This is a genomic window from Candidatus Nitrosarchaeum limnium BG20, from assembly GCF_000241145.1.
GTDB classification, from domain to species: Archaea; Thermoproteota; Nitrososphaeria; order Nitrososphaerales; family Nitrosopumilaceae; genus Nitrosarchaeum; species Nitrosarchaeum limnae.
Map to the genome: position 1 here is coordinate 1 of NZ_AHJG01000195.1, position 16034 is coordinate 16034.

Consider the following 16034-nt stretch of genomic DNA (forward strand, 5'->3'; position numbering starts at 1 on the left):
AATGTGCATGAAATTCCAATATTTGGAAAAAATATGACTAATGGCGATTCTATTCTGATTTTTATAAAAAATCAATCTGCAGGAATTACAGAATCTGATATGAATTCAATATTAATTCCAAAATTAGATGTAGACCCAAAAAATACATTACTTGTTACTTTATCTGATGTTAAAGACGGTGTCGAAAATCTTGCAAAACTCTATAAAATTAATTTAATTTCTGATCATGATTTTTCAAAAATAATTTCCCGTGTTGAGGAATTTGTTTCTGTTTGGTATGCACGTGATGGTGGTCACAAATGAATCATTCTTCATTTTACTCATTAAAAAACAGACGTGGTATTAGTCAAGTAATGGGAAGTGTTGTAATTTTAGGAGTTGTTACTTCCATTGGCTCTGTAGTTCTTTTTAACGGAATGAATCAAATCAATGCATTTTCTTATGACTTGTCTTTTCATGACAAAACAAAAAATGAGGCATATCGTGAAAATCTACTGTTTGAGCATGTACGATTTGAGCCTGGAACTGATCAGATGATACTTTTTCTTGCCAATATCGGTTCAACCGAATCTACTATTGAGAGTATAACTGTTGTAAAAATTGATACTCAAGATCTTGTTGTTGATTGGAATGCAAATGTAAATTCTAATATTCAAATAAAAGAATCAAGTGATCCTATTACTCTTAATGCAAATCTTGGTTCATCTACATGGAATGATCCATCCTATCTTAACTCCAAATACAAAATTTCGATAACCACCTCAAAGGGTAATTTTTTCACAACAATAGCTGCACCATTTAACACCTGAAATTCTAATGATCTTCATTTCTGATTTTTTTTATTTTAAAAAATTATTCTGTATCTCTAGAAGACGTGGTGTTACTGATATCATTTCTACAATGTTACTTATGGCAATCACTGTTACTGGGGCAAGTACTTTGACTTATTTTGTAAATGATTCTTTTATTTCAGGACAATTATCTACTGCATCATCACTTGATACAGGAACAAAATCTGTACAATTATTAGCATATGATACACGAGATTCTACTACTTTACTTCAAGTGTCTAATCTGAACAATAAATTTGGAGATCAAAAGCTTTGTGGTGTTTCTTGTAGTGGTGGAGGTTTGACTGATAAAATTCCTCTAAACGGAGGAACTGAATTTATCATGATCAAAATTAAAAATAATGGTATAAATTCAATATTTTTAGAAAATATTAAACTAAACAATGTTGTACATGCATGGGATTCTCAAACTTCTGGCATTGCTTTGAATACTCTTCAAGATTTATCTTCGGGTGGAAGTTATCCTCATGATGGTACATTTTCTATATTTTCTGAATCATCAATAATTCAATCTACTAGTAACGAAATTCCAAATGGTAACACTGTAAATCTTTTGATAAAGTTAGGTTCTGAAGATGATGATATTTTATTGAATAAAGGAATCAAGGTTTTGTTAAATATTGGAAATTTGAATCCTGTTGAATTTTTTATTGATAGTGGTGGAGCTCAATGATTGTCACAAAAAGATTGTCTCCTAGGCGTGGAATATCATCAATTGTAGGAGCATTAATTTTTACTGTATTGATGATTGCTGGGTTTTCTTCTATGAGTTTGGCTTTGGATTCTCAAACAGATCTTGTAAATACACAAAGAGTTGTATCTGATTTAGAACTAAAAAAACAACAAGAACAATTCAGTGTTTCAGCATTCACTGATTCTAGTAATATTCTGAAAGTTGTAGTTGACAATGATGGTCAAAATCCAGTTGAAATTTTACGTGTATGGATCATTAACAAAACTCTTGCAACTCAACCTGTAACTCCATTTGATATTCACCCTGATGATACTTTTGTTCCAACTCGATTCAAATCAAATGTTCTATCTAATCAACCCCTTTACATGACACCAGATACTTATGACATTAAAGTAATTTCTGCATTTGGAACTGTAAAAATTACAGAAATGACTGTTGGAACCAATTCCTCATATAATGGATTAAGAGCAGAAATGATTACAAATCCACCTGATGTAATAATTGGACAAAATGTTACTGTAGCAATGATTGTAACTAATACTGGTTCATCAACTATTGAAAGTGTAATCCCTGTTACTCCTACTGTTACTCCCCCACTAGCAGTTCTTGGATGGTCTTCTGCAACTCCTGCAATTGTTGATCTCACTCCTGGCGAATCTGTAATGTTTTCATGGGATTACATGATATCTGGTAATAGCGGTGATAATGTTACTTTCTCTAGTCAAGCTAGTGGAACTAATATTGCTGACTTTGCAGTTGTAACAAGTAATACTGTTTCTGATGTTAGTACATTACGATTACCGACAGATGGTTCTATTGGTATTAATGGAACAAATGGTCAAACTGATCCAAACATTATCAATGAAGACTTGCTTGCAAGACCAAAATTATTTTTAACGATTCCTTCCCCTCAAGGCGATTCTGATCAAAAGGCATTATGGGGCATAAATGTTGCAAATCCTGTAAATGCACCGATGAAAGTAAGTAAGATCTCAATAACTGCATTTGCTCCAGGAGCTAACAATAATGACAAAATTTTTGCTAGCAGTTGTGTTGCAGATAATCTTTTCCCATAGGCGTGAATCACTGGAGTTGTCCCTCAGAGAATGTCATCATGTGGCAAGATTTTGCAAGCCCTATAACAATTCCTCCAAATTCTACTCAGCAATTTCTGGTGAAAGTTATGCCTGGAACGATCGCAGGACAAAATATTTTGGAGTCTGTTGTAGTTCAAGCATCTGTATTTACTACTGTCGGTTCGTTTGGAAAATCTGGATATCAAACCACAATGTATGATGGAACAGAAGTTATTGGCAATGTTTATCTTTCAACTAGTTGATTCTCGAAATAATGCTGATATGAGATCAATTAGAACTGGTATTACACCAGGAAGCACACAAACATTCAACATTGTTTTTGCTGATTTGGATTCTATTAATACCACATGGATCAAATCTGGTGGGCAATTAATCATCAATGTTCCTAAAGATTGGACTGATGTACAAATTGTTAATAATTTTGGCTTTACAAATCCTCCATCTGTAACTACATTTGGTGATGGTTCTACACAAATTATTGGCACTCTATCATCTAATTTAGGAACTGCAACAAATCAGGCTGATACAATACAATTTAGTGCTAAAGCGCCAGATATTACGTATGATCAGATGTATGTGATGTATGTTCTAGCACAAGGTCAAACAACAAATAATTTTTCAATTGGCCCACTGTCTGAAATTGTCTTGCAAGTGGATGCTCCATAAATTGTTCATTTTTTGTTACAAATGAACATTTTTAAAAATTGTAGTTATTTTTGAACACAGATTGCTTTAACATCTTTTTTGTTTTTATAAAATCAATAAAATGACATACATAACATCAAAACAAAAAATGACCTCAAGACGAGCAGTTGCTCCAATCATTGCAACACTGCTTTTGGTAGCAATCGCAGTTGTGGGCGGTAGTATTGTCTTTGTGTTTTCACAAGGATTCTTTAGTTCTGCCCAAGTAAGTGGTGCACCAAACATTGAATCATTAAAATTCACAGGTTATGACGCAACTGATGGTGCTGTTTTAAAACTTCATGATGGAGTAATAACTACAGGAATCGCCACAGGTGTTGCTGGAGATGGACTAGTTACAGGAGAGAGAATCGCTGTATATGTACAAAATCAAGGCGTAAACAAAGTCACTTTAGGTGAAATTCGATTTGCCGGTAGTGTATACACATTCACATCATCTCCAGGAGTAGTTACTCTTGCACCTTGGGTTGCTCCGGGTGTTCCAGCAACGTATAGTATCTTGACAAAAAGTCCTGGCACTATAATCGATACAACTTCCCCTGAAATTCAGCCTGGTCAACAAGCAACAATAATTCTTGAATTAGCTGAAAACGTAAAAACTGGACGTGATGCTCAATTCAAATTGTCTACATCTAACGGTGCTGTCTTCGTCGGAACTGTAATTGCAGGTCAACAAAGTGGATAATTCCACCTTTTTTCCTTTTTTATGGTGAAACAAAAAATGACTCAAAAAAAATCTCTTTTGTTTGTTCTTTCACTTCTTATATTATTACCTGTTAATCTACAAACTGCTTCTGCACAAAATCTTGACTCTATTTCTGATTATTCAATAATGTTGACAATGTCTCCCCTGCATATTGAAGAAGGAATTCATAATCATCAGATAGGATTTGTTTACATATTAAGCAAAAGTGGAATTCCAATTATTTCCTCCAAAGATGTTTCAATCTCTCTATCTTCTAATAATCCACAGTTAGCTTCTGTCCCTGAAACAATTATTTTGAAAGCAAATCAAGAACACGCTTCATTTAATATATCCACATTATCTGGAACTGGTGAAGTTACTATCACTGCTACTCTTGGAACAAAGACATCTTTTCAAAAAATTCAGATAGGGAACAGTGAAGATCATTTGCCTGATGATTTGATTTTAGAGTTAAATCTTCCAACAGATGAAATGCATGTCAATTCTAAAATGCCCTTTACTGTTTATTTGAGAACCTCTGATGGATTTGTAATTCGCGCTCCTTTTGACATAATAGTTGACTTGGAATATGAGAAATCACTTGCTATCCCAAATTCTGATATATTAACAATAAAAAAAGGTCAGTACTATGCGTGGGGTACACTTGATTCTAATGAAAAAGTTGGAAATACGTTCTTACGTGCATTGCAAAAAGATTCCGGACTGGATACTGCAAAGAGTGTAAAAATATCTTCAACACTACCGACATCTTTGGCGATAAACGTATTCCCAAAATTAATTTCTACTGATGTAAAAAAACAGTTAGATGTTTTTGTAAATGTGGTTGATTCTGATGGGAATCCTACCGTAACTCCTGAAGATATTACATTGAACTTTTTTTCAAATGATCAACATACAGTAGGCAATAAATTGGATGAGACTATGAAAAAAATCAAGCCTATAATAAAAAAGGGGCAATTTGGCTATTATCTTAGACAAAATCTTGATCTTTCTAATTTACTTTCAAATGATATTGTAATTGGAGTAAGTGCTGAAGGATATGGTATTGCCACAGATACATTTTCTACGGTAGAAAAATCACTTAACATTGATAATAAAAAAATTATAGAAAAAGATGTGCAACTGTTCATACCTGAAAGAATGCCAAGTAACGCAACTAGTATTGTCACATATCAATTATCTGCAGTAGAGAATGACGATGATGATGTTGATGAAAATGGAGATCCTCTAATTGATCAAACATCAGATACTGAAAATAAAATAATTCACTCTATTGATGATTTGGATGATGGAGAACTATATCCAATTCAAACAAATGAAAATTATTATGCTGATGGATATGTAAAAAAATTAAATGTAATATCTGGTGACAATAATTTAGTTTCAATAAAAAACATCGGAAAGATTGAATCAGGAAATTCTTTTGGTACAGCAATTATTACTTCAGGACAAAAAAGTGGCTCTGTTTTGATTTCTGCTTCAATACAAGGTGTTGGTTCTGATTCTGCATTGACAGAAGTTGTAAATACTCTTGAACAAAAAGAGGCTCGAATCTTTTCTCCAACCGGTCAAGACACTATATTGTTTGATAGGGAAGGAAATTTTGATGTGTTTTTAATTGCAATTGATAGTCAGGATAGACCAAAAATACTGAAACATGATTCAAAGTATCTAATCACGCCTACAAATGGCATAGTTGAAATTAAAAAAGACACTACTTTTGCATTTGCAAGATTGCATAGTGACTCATTTACTATTGCTGAAGAAAAAAATAATCTTGAACTTAATGTAATTCCAATCGGTGAAGGTGCAGATCTTTCTTTGGAAACAACAAAAACTTTTGTAACTCAACCATCATCCAAAATTTTGGTTTATCTCCCTGCAGACAAAATTAACGCCAATCACAAAAACAATATTGGTATAATCCAATTAGTAGATCTTCAAGGTAATCCCATAATTCCGTCCTTTGATGTAAAATCAAAAATTACATCATCTAAAGAAAATGTAGTACAGGTAATTTATGATGCTGTCATTCCATCCGGTTTGTCTTATGCAACATTTCCAATTCAAACTCGTGGAATCGTGGGTGATTCTGTAATTTCAGCTAGTGCAAAGGGTGTAATTGGAACTGAAAGTGACATAAGTACAGGTTCATCACTAACTAAATTGAAAATATATGCTAGTGGTATTGATCAAATAATCCCTGTAGATAAACAAGTTGAAATCAAATTATTCATTGATGATGAAAATGCTGAATCCGTACCAGGTGCATCGATTAAAATTACTACCGATGGAAATTCACAAGTTACTCCAAATATAGTTAGAACTAATTCTGATGGCAGTGCAGTCGTAAGTGTAACTGCAACAAATGGCCCGAATATTTCATTGAATCTTATTGCAACTGCAGAAGGATATTCTGAAGGTAAGGATACTTTGACAATTAATGTAGATGCTCCTGATAAAACTCTAAATGCAGTAGATCTAGAACTTCCTGAATGGATTGTTTATGTTGTTATTGCTGCAATTCTTTTAATTGGTGTATTGGTAGTACTATTTTTGAAAAAATCAAAAACTCCTATAGAAGAAGAATGGGAAGAAGATATCTAAATTAATAATACTATGTTCATCTGTATAACTTGATGTTATCTGTTTGGCTAAGGGTAATTCGTATAAGATTTCTTTTAGCCTCTGTCATTGCTGTATCTGTTGGTCTTGTAATACATTGGCATCTGAATTCTGCCATCTCTACAGTTGATGCCGCAATAACTTTTGCAGGTGTACTAGCTCTACATGCAAGTGTTGACCTGCTAAATGATTATTGGGATTTCAAAAGAGGAATCGACACTGTAACTAAAAGAACTAAAATGAGTGGTGGTACAGGTGTACTTCCTGAGGGATTACTAAAACCATCAACTGTTTATCGTGCAGGGATTGGATTTTTGATTCTGGGATCTTTGATTGGATTTTATTTTGTACTATCTAATGGAATAACCATTGCAATAATTTTGGGTTTTGCAATTCTATCTATCTATTTTTACTCTACTAAAATTGTGGATTCTGGACTTGCAGAATTTTTTGTTGCAGTAAAGGGTACGATGATTGTACTTGGAACATCATTTATTCAATCAAATCAAATAACTTTGGAATCTATTTTGGGTGGGATTGTTGTAGGTGTGTTGTCCTCGCTTGTTCTTTTTATTGCGTCGTTTCCTGATCATGATGCAGATAAATCTAAAGGCAGAAAAACTCTTGTGATTGCAGTTGGGAAAAAAAATGCGGCATTATTATTTTGGTTGTTTCCTGCAATTTCCTATTCTGTAATTATACTTGGTATATCAATCGGAATTTTTCCAATATTGTCTTTTATCACATTCTTTAGTATCCCATTAATGTTCAAGGCAGGATTTGGCTTGAAGAGAAATTATGATTCCATAGACGAATTAACGCCTTCAATGTCTTCTACTTTATTGTTTAGTAGAGTTACAGGAGTATTATTTGTACTAAGTTTTCTATTTCTTTTACCTGTTTGATACTCTAAACATAAATTCAATGACGATTAATGTTTTTTATGATTTCAGGTTTTGCTACTGCTGAAGGAACAAAAAAGTTTCTCGAAAATTCAAGAATAACCCCATTGAATTTTAAGCAAATTCAGAACCTTACATTATCAAACGTTGGTGTTGGCACCTATCTGGGAGATCCTAATGAAAAAACAGATGAACTTGTAAAAAATGCAATTAAAACATCAATTTTATCTGGGATTAATGTAATTGACACTGCAATTAACTATCGGGCCCAAAAGGCAGAGCGCTCTGTGGGAAAAGCAATTTCAGAATTAATCAATGAGGGTAAAATCACACGTGATCAAATTTTCATAAGTACAAAAAATGGCTATATTACAAATGATGCCGATGTTAAACAAGAATTCTGGGAATATGTAAAAAATGAATATGCACAAAAAGGTGTGCTAAAAGAAGGTGATGTCACTTCTGGTTATCATTGTATGACAGTTACATATCTTAATGATCAATTAGAACGAAGTTTGAAAAATCTTGGATTGGATTGTGTTGATTTGATGTATCTACACAATGCAGTAGAAGGTCAAATCAAAGATGTATCTAAAGAGAAATTTTTAGAAAATCTGAAATCTGTTTTTGAGTTTTATGAGCAAAAAAGACGGGATGGGAAAATTAGATTTTATGGAATGGCCACATGGGAATGTTTCCGTGTTCCTAGTGATAATCCCCAATACCTTTCATTGCAAGATACAGTTGATTTGGCAAAAAAGGTTGGTGGTGAGAATCATGGTTTTAGATTCATTCAGCTTCCATTCAACATGTATTATGATCAGGCATTACTTGCAAAAAATCAAACTCTTGATGGCAAATCTGTTTCCCTGTTAGAGGCTGCAGTCAAATTGAATGTAGGTGTGTTTACAAGTGTACCATTAATGCAAGGAAGATTGTTGGTGCCCGGCGCAATGCCTGAATTCAGTGAATTAAAACCATCCCTTAGAGCATTACAGTTTATTCGTTCCTCTCCTGGAGTTTTGGCTCCCCTTATAGGGCAAAAGTCCCCTGAGCATGTTTCTGAGAATTTAGAAATCATGAAAATTCCTCCCATGTCTGAAGATGAATTTCTTACGTTAGTCAAAAAATTAACTGCATGATATTTACACGTAATGTAATATTTTATTATGTTAAAGTCATTGATTTCATAGAAAGCTAATAAATGGGTCGTTTTTAAATCAAAAATAGAAATTTGCCTGCTAAGATTTTTGATTACCCTGCTATTTGTAAAACTGTTCTTTCATTAGACCAAAAAATTAGATTTGCGGGAGTGATTAATGAAAGAGGGCGATTAGTTGCAGGAGGAATGAAAGAAAACGTAGAGCCTTTGGAAAGTGAGAAAGACGATGAGATGATATTCATGGAATTGGCATTAAGAGTAAAAATGAGAAAAGAATTTGATAAACAGTTAGGACGTGTAAATTTTGCTCTTGCATCAAGAGAACGCGCATTGGCAATTAGTTTTTTGGTTAATGATGATATTTTGTATGTAGTTTCAGAACCAGATGCAGACTATGGTGTATTGCCAAAAAAAATTCTACAAATCATTAACGCATAATTTCTTGTTTATCTGTATTAGTCGATTCTACATATCTATAAATAGAATTGTTAAGTGAAAAATTTGTGCCAGTAGATCCTGTGTGTGGAATTGAACTTGCTGAAGAACTAGCTGTCACACATGAATATGAAGGGAAAAAACTTTTTTTCTGTTGTAATGGATGTAGAAAAATTTTCATTAGAAAACCAAAAAAATGGAAGAAAAACATCTAGACTGGAAACGCTCCACACATACGACAAAATTTTGATTCCTCTATGATGAAATTACAATACGGACATGTCCTAATTCCTTCTTTCTTTTCAGGCACGTCATACATTTTTTTAAAAATTTCATAATAATGCATTGACTCTTTTGTTCTAATGATTACGTTATCTGCATCCTCTATTTTCTTCTTTTTTTCTAAAAATATCTGATCGCTTATCACCGAATTAAACAAGTTAGTTAATCCTGCTGTTCCTGAACCGTCTTGCATAGGTGATTTTTCCCTCCAAATAATTTGTGAAGGTATGTTTTTTTCAAATGCTTTGCGAAGAATCCATTTCCCATGTTTTTTTCCCTGTTCATATCTTACTTTAAGATCTATCGAAACAGTTTTTGCGAATTCTATTATTTTTTCATTTAGAAAAGGTGATTCTACTGAAATACCAAGTGCTTTACCTATTTTCTGGGTTGGAAAATGCATCACAGAACATACTCTGTCGATCTCTTTTCCTAGTTTATCATCAGCAGCATTGATCAAAAAATTATATCCTGCAAACAATTCATCTGCTCCATCTCCAGTAATTATTCCTGTATAGTTTTGCTCTTTTGCCCACTTTAATGCCATATACATAACAATGTTGTTTCTGATTTCAATATCGTTGAAATTTTTTAGGATTTTAATTGTCTCTTCAACGGCACTGAGAATATCTGTAGTGTTAACCTGATTAATTGTTAATGGTAGGTTGAACTCCTTTGATACTCTTTGACAGTAGGTAAGATCACTTGCAACAAAGTCTTTTGCTATGATTGCAACTGTATTTGGTTTTCTTTCTTTCAGTAAATATGCAATAATTGTGCTATCTAACCCACCTGACAATGCTATTGTGTTTGACTCACATGACTCACATGATTCTTTTAGCATTTGGTACAATTTATGGGAAATCTCATCCAACAAAACGATTAATTTTTTGAAACTAAAATAGGTTAGCCTAATGATTTGACTTATTCATGATTGATGAAAATTGCTCATTGCAAACTTTAAATCCTTTGTACAAACTTTGTGGATTAATGTTACTTCCAGCAGAAATAGAATCCAAAACTTTGATTCCTGCATTGAGGGCAATTCTTGCTAAAAAACTAGCAGAAGATCACAATATTCGTGAAGATGAAATTTCTAAAATGTTGGGTGTCACACAAGCTGCAGTAAGCAACTACATTCGAGGAACTCGTGGTGATCCTTCTTTGATTGCAAAACTATTGGCAGAAAAACAAGTTTCTACTTTAATCAATGAACTAACTGATAATTTGTCATCTGATATGGCATATACTCCATCCAGTCTTTCAAAATTTATCGGTTTATGTAATTACATTAAATCCAGCTTATTGATTTGTGAGATTCATCATAATCTAGAATCAAATATAGATGAAAAAGTTTGTAAAGAATGTGAAAACATGCTTTTGAAAGGACCTGGAAGCGTTTACTAAATTTTTATTATAATTATTTCAATATTTGAAGTCATTCTTCCAATTCCTGCTGCTGCTTCAGTATCTAATTTTATCTTTTGAACTTTGGAGTTTCCGTGTAGTAGCTTTTCCGTAACAATATTTGCTACTGCAACTGCATTCGGTATTGATTCTCCAACAGCCCTTAGGATTACTTTCTTTTTATTTCCCAATATTGGCAGAATGTCTATCGCTGCTTGCATAACAGGGTCGTATCTAATGTTAATTATGGTATCTTCAGATTTGATCTGCTCTTGACCATGTTCTTTAATATCTTCCATGAGCATTATTCAATAATTCGCAATTTTGTGTTCTATTAAGTTTTATCGACGATTGATTCACTTAATCAAAGTAGTCTATTGGTATGTTTTGATAATCTCCGTTTGGCAATACCCTTCTAATTGTAATTGGAATGACTCTTTGTTCTAACTCTTCCATTGCAATATCTAATGATATTCTTGCCGTTTTTGGAATTGGGATGAATGTTGGCGCACCTAATGATAATTGTAAAGCTCTTGCTCCCATAATTCTTGCTTTTTCAAATCTTGTTAGTGTTGGTGGTCCAATTGTGATCTTGCCTTTTTCACAAGGAATTTCTGTTGGTTCGTGTTCTTCAATTGTTTCGACTACTTCTCTGGCTTCAATCTCTTTGATTCTTTTTTCAAGTGCTTCTTGTTGTTTTTCAGTTAATGGCTCTAAGCCTTCATTTTTTTCAATTAGTTTTCGATAAGTATCTAATGCTTTGTTTAATCCAGTGTTTACTTCTACGTCAACATCAAAGACTTCTTCTACTTCTTGAGCCTCTACATATTCTTCTGGCTCTTCTACAATTACTTCAGCTTCATTAGCATCAGACAAGTACTCAATTTCTTTCAAAGCGTTATATAATCCAATAATTCTAAAATACGAATTGAGCTCTCCTTCTGTCTCAAGAAAGCAGATAATTTTGGAAATAAAAGGAAAAACAAAGATTCGATGTGATCTAAAACGACATTTGTCCCCCAGAACTGTTGGCACAATTATGAGATCCCTGCCTTTAGAAGGCCATGCTCATTATCTTGGAAAAAACATAGCATATTTTGAAACTTCAGTTGATTCAGGAAGTGAGAGATCTACAAAAGATTTCAAAAAAGGAGATATTGCTTTTTTATCATCTGCAGGAAGTATCTGTTTTTTTATTGAAGATGTTACTTCTGGAAAACTAATGACTCCTATTGGAAAAATGTTAGAAAATACTGATGCGCTAAAAAATATTAAATCTGGTGATGTGTTTTACTTTTACGAAGAAACTGCTTGATAGATATAATGCCCGCTATATCCGCCAACTCTTTTGATAGTTCCTTTCTTTGCTGAATCTCTTAAAAATGCATTAGCAGCTGAAACCTTGACTCCTGTTTGTCTTGCAAGATCATGAACTGTTACTACTTTTGCATTTTGAATTATTTTAATTGCTTCTTTTTCATTAACCATTACTGTAATCTCTGCTTTACGTGGACCGCTCTCTCCCTTGTCTTTTCTACTCTTTTTTGAATCCTTTCCATCTTTAGCTCCTTGTGCTTTGTCTTGTTTTGCAGGAGATACTTTCTTTGTTCCACCCATAATCTCAGAAAAAAATATTCCTCTTATAAACGATGTATACAACTGGAATCGTGATTAAATCTATGTTTTGTGCACCAGTAGTTGTAGATAATCTACAAATTTTCAAATATAAGTAACATCTAGTTTACCTATAATCATGGGTATTGTTTCAAAAGGCGCAAAATGTAATGTTGAAGGTTGCGATAAAGATGGTGCTCGTTCATTGAACACCGCCAAAGTAGAAAATGCAGGATTACGTGTAAGTTCTGCAGGAAAAAAGAGTGTTTTATGTAAAGACCATTACAAAGAATGGAAAAAAGAATCAAAAGATGATCGAGATCTTGAACGTGCTCGTTTTGACAAGTTTTAATTTTTCTTACTTTTTCTAGGTTTTTTCTTGTTAGGTGTTTTCAAATAATCACTTTGCAGCTTTTCATAATATTCTCCTAACTTTTTGTATAATCTTTTTGGTTTTCTTGGTTTCTGATTACTTAGAACATATAATGCTAAAATTGGAAAAGCGATCGTTGCATCTGCATAAACTGTAATCATGTCATGATGTGCATCTTGTACTTTGCCCCAACTTTTTCCTTCTTGTAATGTTGCACCTGATAGCCCCCCTGTATCTGGCCTTGCATCAGTGATTTGAATTACGTAATCTTGACCTCCATCGTTTCTTTGTAGTATTTGATCCAGCATTGGACCTGTTTGCTGAGCAGTATTCTTAGGAACCCCGCCACCCAGTTCCAATATGCCTGATTTTTTTGAATGGTATAAAATTGACGCCTGTTCGATTATCTCTTTTACAAAATCCAGATTATACACTTTATTTTGTAATCTGTGAACTGCTAAATTCAATGCCAATGAGGAGTCTTTCATTGTAGAAATGTATACTGGAACATCGTAATCGTATGCTGTAGTGATAAAGCTTTTTTCTGGATGTTTTGATTTCTCTTTACTAATTTTACCCATTAAATTACAAAATTCTGCAGTCGTAAATGGTTTGTCTGTAAATTTATCTGCAAACATTTTCTGTATGATGTGATCTTCTGCTTCTAACGTTTCGTGGAATTTGATGTATACATCCCTAATTCGTACTATCTCATTTTCGTATAGTTTCATATCATCAACGTCAAAACTTCCTTGTTTGACAGGTAGCCCCCAAGCAAAATGATCTTCATGGTAAACATTTGCCCCTGTTGTGATAATCCAGTCAATAAAACCCCTTTCAATCAAAGTTTTGATAATTCCACCAAATCCAACAGGTGTCATTGCACCTGAAACTGTGAGGCAAATCGTTGCGTCTTCTTTTATCATTTTTGCATATAGTTTTGCAGCATCTCCCAACTGTCTTCCGTTGTATCCTGAGCTTGCAAATACATCCACAAGATCCTCTATGGTCATCTTTGGGTCTAGTTTGATGTGCGGTATGTCTTTACCATGAAATTTATGTGGGTCCACAAATATGTGCAAAATTTAACTGTAAATAATACTTGTGAATTTTCAGTTTTACTCTTTTTGAGTTTTAATACTACTTTTTTCTAGTATTCGTTATTCTATGGATGACATAATTAAAAAATCTCAATTCAGAATAAAAAAATCACTCGATAAAGGTTTTGCATATCACCATTTAGCAATAGCTCGATCTGATAAATTCTTGAGAAAACATGATTCTCAAAGACTGCCCATGTTTGTCGTTTATGTTGATTTGGTTGGTTCTACAAAAATGAGCTCAGAACTGGATCCTGAAATCTTCAACACTATTATTCGAGTATTCTCTCAGGAAATGGCTTATGTTATCGAGCATTTTGATGGATATGTCTTAAAATTTGTAGGTGATGCAGTGCTTGGTTATTTTTTAGCTTCTGAGAAAGTTGCTTTTGTTGCAAATAAGACAATTATGTGTGCCAAAACAATGCAACTAGTAATAAAAAATGCAATCAATCCTTTATTGGAAAATAAAAATTATCCAAAATTAAAAATAAAGATAACTCTTGATTTTGGAAATTGCAGTATAATTCGATATGGTTCTGATCGTAATCTCTCTCATATTGATCTAATTGGTCTTACGCTAAATCTTGCAGCAAAAATGCAACAAAAAACTCAGCCTGATCAAATTACTATTGGAGATCATGTTTATGAGAAATTAAATTATAAAAATAAGCGATATTTTTTCAAAATAAAACAGATCCAAAGTCTTGGATTTACCATGATCTAGGAAAAGAAAAACAATATTCTATCTATTCTAATAAAATTAAATGAATCCTAATCTGTTTTTTTATTTTAAATTATTGTTAATTTGACTGCATTTCCATTACTATCCCATGCAAAAATATCTTTATCTCCATATGGGAATCCGACAATTAAAGAAATCAATTCATAAAAATTGTTTAAATCTGTTATAGATGGACTTGGATTTCCGATTGGATGAGAATGGACTGTTCCAACATAGCTGATATCTGCAGGTAGCATATAGTGAGGAAACCCAGATGATGCATGTGCATTAAAAGCAAATGGAGGTATAACCAATCCATCAATTAGGACATTCCCTTTTTTTGATTTACCTCGTAAAATAAGAATTGCTTCGTTTGGATGTTTTATCTGACAAAATGACAAAATACTATCTAAAACATCTTTTTTTAATTTTATTTCACGTTCTGTTTTTTGAATAATTGTATCTGGTTTTGATTTTTTTATTTTAAAGAACATATCTTGGAAACTTCCTTACTACTTTAAAATATTCTTTTTTCTGATGATAGATGCTTTTGTAGTCTTGAAATTTTTATTATTATTTGGAATCTTTAGTTAACATAGTTAATCATTGCCTAAATACAATGATTTCAATACATTATCATGTCACTCAAGGAACAATCTTTGTCAAAAAACGACTCAAAATTAGAAAAAACTAAAATTTCTATCTGTGATCTTTTCCAAAATAACACTTCTGAAATTCTTCAAAAAATGGAATATCAAGTCCCAGTTTACTTGCAAGGTTATTCTGATCTATTTACAAAATATCTTCATTCATTTAACACTCTTTTTGGAACTTGTAGAATGTCTGAAAAACAATTCTTTGATAAACTAGGAGTTGATCATTTTGTATTACAGGAAATTGTGGATTATTGGAATTTTCTAAAAAATCTTTCTTTAATTCAAATCGAATTAAATTCCAAATTTGTTGAAGATTATATTGAATTTAGAGTTTCAACAATTGAGTCATTTGATAAATCTCTGACTTCAATTTTTGATTACTATACAAAAACTTTATCAGAATTCAACAAAAAATAGTTTTTGTCATACTATCAAAATTTGATGTTATCACTCAAAAATTTCCATTGAACGTAATTTTTTGTTTGATCTTGATTTTCTTCTAAGTAACGAGTGACAGCAAGGACATCGAATATTTGTGGTTTCAATAAAAATTGAACATAAGGAGCATCTTTTTTGTCCACTTTCATATTTTTTTGATGTGGATATCCTGTTAGTTTTATGGTAAATACAAATCCCATTACAATGATAAGTCATATCTAGGAGAATTTTTTACTAATCTGAAATTTCTCTAATCTCAATCC

General features: G+C 32.7%; 22 protein-coding genes and 1 pseudogene. 17 read left to right on the forward strand and 6 right to left on the reverse strand.

Going from position 1 to position 16034, the window contains the following annotated elements:
* From BG20_RS06925 to BG20_RS06970, 12 genes and pseudogenes are all read left to right on the forward strand, one after another.
* A pseudogene (locus tag BG20_RS06925) lies at window positions 1-303 on the forward strand (TackOD1 domain-containing metal-binding protein); the annotation flags it as partial.
* Entirely contained in the window at window positions 300-809 is a 510-nt protein-coding gene (locus tag BG20_RS06930; RefSeq protein ID WP_010192719.1) for a hypothetical protein, read from the forward strand. The pseudogene BG20_RS06925 and the gene BG20_RS06930, both read left to right, overlap by 4 nt.
* Before the next feature lie 7 nt (window positions 810-816).
* The gene (locus BG20_RS12720; protein ID WP_010192721.1) at window positions 817-1524 is read left to right on the forward strand and encodes an archaellin/type IV pilin N-terminal domain-containing protein; all 708 of its coding nucleotides are present in this window, start codon (window positions 817-819) and stop codon (window positions 1522-1524) included.
* Entirely contained in the window at window positions 1521-2621 is a 1101-nt protein-coding gene (locus BG20_RS13315; protein ID WP_010192723.1) for a COG1361 family protein, read from the forward strand. The genes BG20_RS12720 and BG20_RS13315 overlap by 4 nt, the downstream gene beginning before the upstream one ends.
* 38 nt (window positions 2622-2659) lie before the next feature.
* Window positions 2660-2884 (forward strand): hypothetical protein, encoded by a 225-nt coding sequence (locus BG20_RS13320; RefSeq protein ID WP_010192726.1) that lies wholly within the window; start codon window positions 2660-2662, stop codon window positions 2882-2884.
* Window positions 2862-3308 (forward strand): hypothetical protein, encoded by a 447-nt coding sequence (locus BG20_RS13325; RefSeq protein ID WP_010192728.1) that lies wholly within the window; start codon window positions 2862-2864, stop codon window positions 3306-3308. Before BG20_RS13320 ends, BG20_RS13325 begins: the two co-directional genes overlap by 23 nt.
* A gap of 100 nt (window positions 3309-3408) precedes the next feature.
* On the forward strand, window positions 3409-4032 hold the full coding sequence (locus tag BG20_RS06945; RefSeq protein WP_010192730.1) for an archaellin/type IV pilin N-terminal domain-containing protein: 624 nt from the start codon (window positions 3409-3411) through the stop codon (window positions 4030-4032).
* Window positions 4033-4068: 36 nt separating this feature from the next.
* Entirely contained in the window at window positions 4069-6660 is a 2592-nt protein-coding gene (locus tag BG20_RS06950) for a hypothetical protein (protein WP_010192731.1), read from the forward strand.
* 32 nt (window positions 6661-6692) lie between these two features.
* Window positions 6693-7583 carry a prenyltransferase gene (locus BG20_RS06955; RefSeq protein ID WP_010192733.1) on the forward strand — a complete coding sequence of 297 codons (891 nt, stop codon included), beginning with the start codon at window positions 6693-6695 and terminating at the stop codon, window positions 7581-7583.
* A gap of 38 nt (window positions 7584-7621) precedes the next feature.
* Window positions 7622-8722, forward strand: a complete 1101-nt coding sequence (locus BG20_RS06960) for an aldo/keto reductase (RefSeq protein ID WP_010192734.1) — start codon at window positions 7622-7624, stop codon at window positions 8720-8722.
* A gap of 92 nt (window positions 8723-8814) precedes the next feature.
* On the forward strand, window positions 8815-9180 hold the full coding sequence (locus BG20_RS06965; protein ID WP_010192736.1) for a DUF6659 family protein: 366 nt from the start codon (window positions 8815-8817) through the stop codon (window positions 9178-9180).
* Between the two features lie 65 nt (window positions 9181-9245).
* Entirely contained in the window at window positions 9246-9392 is a 147-nt protein-coding gene (locus BG20_RS06970) for a YHS domain-containing protein (RefSeq protein ID WP_010192737.1), read from the forward strand.
* On the opposite strand, the gene BG20_RS06975 is transcribed toward BG20_RS06970, so the two are convergent.
* Window positions 9389-10333 (reverse strand): asparagine synthase C-terminal domain-containing protein, encoded by a 945-nt coding sequence (locus BG20_RS06975; RefSeq protein ID WP_081477545.1) that lies wholly within the window; start codon window positions 10331-10333, stop codon window positions 9389-9391. The two genes, BG20_RS06970 and BG20_RS06975, sit on opposite strands and share 4 nt — an antisense overlap.
* 116 nt (window positions 10334-10449) lie before the next feature.
* Here BG20_RS06975 and BG20_RS06980 point away from each other — a divergent pair, with 116 nt between their 5' ends.
* Complete coding sequence (locus BG20_RS06980) at window positions 10450-10866, forward strand: transcriptional regulator (RefSeq protein ID WP_048097135.1); 417 nt, start codon at window positions 10450-10452, stop codon at window positions 10864-10866.
* Here BG20_RS06980 and BG20_RS06985 read toward each other — a convergent pair.
* Together BG20_RS06985 and BG20_RS06990 are read right to left on the reverse strand one after the other, a co-directional pair.
* Complete coding sequence (locus BG20_RS06985) at window positions 10863-11165, reverse strand: AlbA family DNA/RNA-binding protein (RefSeq protein ID WP_007401748.1); 303 nt, start codon at window positions 11163-11165, stop codon at window positions 10863-10865. The genes BG20_RS06980 and BG20_RS06985 overlap by 4 nt on opposite strands.
* Before the next feature lie 61 nt (window positions 11166-11226).
* Entirely contained in the window at window positions 11227-11760 is a 534-nt protein-coding gene (locus BG20_RS06990) for a DNA-directed RNA polymerase subunit K (RefSeq protein WP_010192743.1), read from the reverse strand.
* Between the two features lie 34 nt (window positions 11761-11794).
* Between BG20_RS06990 and BG20_RS06995 the strand changes: the two genes are divergently transcribed.
* Window positions 11795-12181, forward strand: coding sequence for a cyclophilin-like fold protein (locus tag BG20_RS06995; RefSeq protein WP_048097133.1), 387 nt, complete (start codon window positions 11795-11797; stop codon window positions 12179-12181).
* Here the strand turns inward: BG20_RS06995 and BG20_RS07000 are convergent.
* Window positions 12163-12483: a 30S ribosomal protein S25 gene (locus tag BG20_RS07000; protein WP_007401745.1), complete on the reverse strand. Its 321-nt coding sequence runs from the start codon at window positions 12481-12483 to the stop codon at window positions 12163-12165. The two genes, BG20_RS06995 and BG20_RS07000, sit on opposite strands and share 19 nt — an antisense overlap.
* Window positions 12484-12619: 136 nt before the next feature.
* Here BG20_RS07000 and BG20_RS07005 point away from each other — a divergent pair, with 136 nt between their 5' ends.
* On the forward strand, window positions 12620-12832 hold the full coding sequence (locus tag BG20_RS07005; protein WP_010192750.1) for a hypothetical protein: 213 nt from the start codon (window positions 12620-12622) through the stop codon (window positions 12830-12832).
* Here the strand turns inward: BG20_RS07005 and BG20_RS07010 are convergent.
* Window positions 12829-13923: a homospermidine biosynthesis protein gene (locus tag BG20_RS07010; RefSeq protein ID WP_010192752.1), complete on the reverse strand. Its 1095-nt coding sequence runs from the start codon at window positions 13921-13923 to the stop codon at window positions 12829-12831. The genes BG20_RS07005 and BG20_RS07010 overlap by 4 nt on opposite strands.
* A gap of 97 nt (window positions 13924-14020) precedes the next feature.
* Here BG20_RS07010 and BG20_RS07015 point away from each other — a divergent pair, with 97 nt between their 5' ends.
* Window positions 14021-14680, forward strand: coding sequence for an adenylate/guanylate cyclase domain-containing protein (locus tag BG20_RS07015; RefSeq protein ID WP_010192754.1), 660 nt, complete (start codon window positions 14021-14023; stop codon window positions 14678-14680).
* Window positions 14681-14745: 65 nt separating this feature from the next.
* Here the strand turns inward: BG20_RS07015 and BG20_RS07020 are convergent, their stop codons facing one another.
* Window positions 14746-15171: a Mov34/MPN/PAD-1 family protein gene (locus BG20_RS07020; RefSeq protein ID WP_010192756.1), complete on the reverse strand. Its 426-nt coding sequence runs from the start codon at window positions 15169-15171 to the stop codon at window positions 14746-14748.
* A 144-nt stretch (window positions 15172-15315) separates the two neighbouring features.
* Here BG20_RS07020 and BG20_RS07025 point away from each other — a divergent pair, with 144 nt between their 5' ends.
* Window positions 15316-15750: a hypothetical protein gene (locus tag BG20_RS07025; RefSeq protein WP_010192758.1), complete on the forward strand. Its 435-nt coding sequence runs from the start codon at window positions 15316-15318 to the stop codon at window positions 15748-15750.
* The last annotated feature ends 284 nt before the right edge of the window (window positions 15751-16034 follow it).

Bases quoted from the DNA above. Each gene is read 5' to 3' on its own strand.
- BG20_RS06930 (WP_010192719.1), top strand. From the start codon at position 300: ATGAATCATTCTTCATTTTACTCATTAAAAAACAGACGTGGTATTAGT.
- BG20_RS12720 (WP_010192721.1), top strand. From the start codon at position 817: ATGATCTTCATTTCTGATTTTTTTTATTTTAAAAAATTATTCTGTATC.
- BG20_RS13315 (WP_010192723.1), top strand. From the start codon at position 1,521: ATGATTGTCACAAAAAGATTGTCTCCTAGGCGTGGAATATCATCAATT.
- BG20_RS13320 (WP_010192726.1), top strand. From the start codon at position 2,660: ATGTGGCAAGATTTTGCAAGCCCTATAACAATTCCTCCAAATTCTACT.
- BG20_RS13325 (WP_010192728.1), top strand. From the start codon at position 2,862: ATGTTTATCTTTCAACTAGTTGATTCTCGAAATAATGCTGATATGAGA.
- BG20_RS06945 (WP_010192730.1), top strand. From the start codon at position 3,409: ATGACATACATAACATCAAAACAAAAAATGACCTCAAGACGAGCAGTT.
- BG20_RS06950 (WP_010192731.1), top strand. From the start codon at position 4,069: ATGACTCAAAAAAAATCTCTTTTGTTTGTTCTTTCACTTCTTATATTA.
- BG20_RS06955 (WP_010192733.1), top strand. From the start codon at position 6,693: ATGTTATCTGTTTGGCTAAGGGTAATTCGTATAAGATTTCTTTTAGCC.
- BG20_RS06960 (WP_010192734.1), top strand. From the start codon at position 7,622: ATGATTTCAGGTTTTGCTACTGCTGAAGGAACAAAAAAGTTTCTCGAA.
- BG20_RS06980 (WP_048097135.1), top strand. From the start codon at position 10,450: ATGTTACTTCCAGCAGAAATAGAATCCAAAACTTTGATTCCTGCATTG.
- BG20_RS06985 (WP_007401748.1), bottom strand. From the start codon at position 11,165: ATGGAAGATATTAAAGAACATGGTCAAGAGCAGATCAAATCTGAAGAT.
- BG20_RS07000 (WP_007401745.1), bottom strand. From the start codon at position 12,483: ATGGGTGGAACAAAGAAAGTATCTCCTGCAAAACAAGACAAAGCACAA.
- BG20_RS07005 (WP_010192750.1), top strand. From the start codon at position 12,620: ATGGGTATTGTTTCAAAAGGCGCAAAATGTAATGTTGAAGGTTGCGAT.
- BG20_RS07015 (WP_010192754.1), top strand. From the start codon at position 14,021: ATGGATGACATAATTAAAAAATCTCAATTCAGAATAAAAAAATCACTC.
- BG20_RS07020 (WP_010192756.1), bottom strand. From the start codon at position 15,171: ATGTTCTTTAAAATAAAAAAATCAAAACCAGATACAATTATTCAAAAA.
- BG20_RS07025 (WP_010192758.1), top strand. From the start codon at position 15,316: ATGTCACTCAAGGAACAATCTTTGTCAAAAAACGACTCAAAATTAGAA.